Consider the following 772-nt stretch of genomic DNA (forward strand, 5'->3'; position numbering starts at 1 on the left):
TGAAGTGCAATAAAAAAGTTAGACATTTTTATAAGTTTTAAAAAATCATGGATTGTTCCCTGTATTCTACAGGGGACAATCCATTTTTCTTTAAAGAAATACGTTTATTGTTGTACCAATTGATATATTTAGCGACTAAGTTCTTTAATTCGGTTAGGTCATCGATATTATACCTATAAAGACATTCTCTTTTTAGCAGATTAAAGAAGCTCTCAATTGGGGCATTGTCGTGACAATTGCCTTTTCGAGACATACTTTGTTCAATACCCATTGTTTTTAGGGTATCTCGATAATATTTAAGTTGATAATGCCATCCTTGATCAGAGTGAAGGATTGGCTTTAAAGAGGGAACTATATTTTGCTTCAATTTTTCTAGAGTATCTAATATTAGTAATTTATTAGGGCTCAAACTTATTGAATAAGATAATATTTCGCCGCTGGCCTGGTCCAGCACGGCGGATATATAACCCCATTTGTCTTTACGCAAACGTATTTGAGTTACATCCGTATGTAGTACTTTTAATGGTTCTGTCTCAGTGAATTTCTGTTTGAGTGTATTAGGAGCTATTTTCCCAAGGTTACCTTTATAGGAACAGTAACCAGATGTATGTTTTGAAAAAATAACTACTTTTAGTTTAAGTTTGGTCATTAAATGCCGAATTGTTTCTGGAGAATTCTTGAATCCGACCTTGAGGGATTCTTTCCAGATTCGACGATAACCGTAGGTTGAGTTTGAATCGTGATATGTTTTAACAATGAACTCGTTTAATTG

General features: G+C 33.5%; 1 protein-coding gene. It reads right to left on the reverse strand.

What is annotated here, in order from left to right:
• Positions 1-37: 37 nt before the first annotated feature.
• A partial coding sequence (locus tag FD26_RS10745) for an IS3 family transposase (protein ID WP_057868411.1) occupies positions 38-772 on the reverse strand: 735 nt, incomplete at its 5' end.

This window comes from Companilactobacillus crustorum JCM 15951, assembly GCF_001434585.1.
Lineage (GTDB): Bacteria > Bacillota > Bacilli > Lactobacillales > Lactobacillaceae > Companilactobacillus > Companilactobacillus crustorum.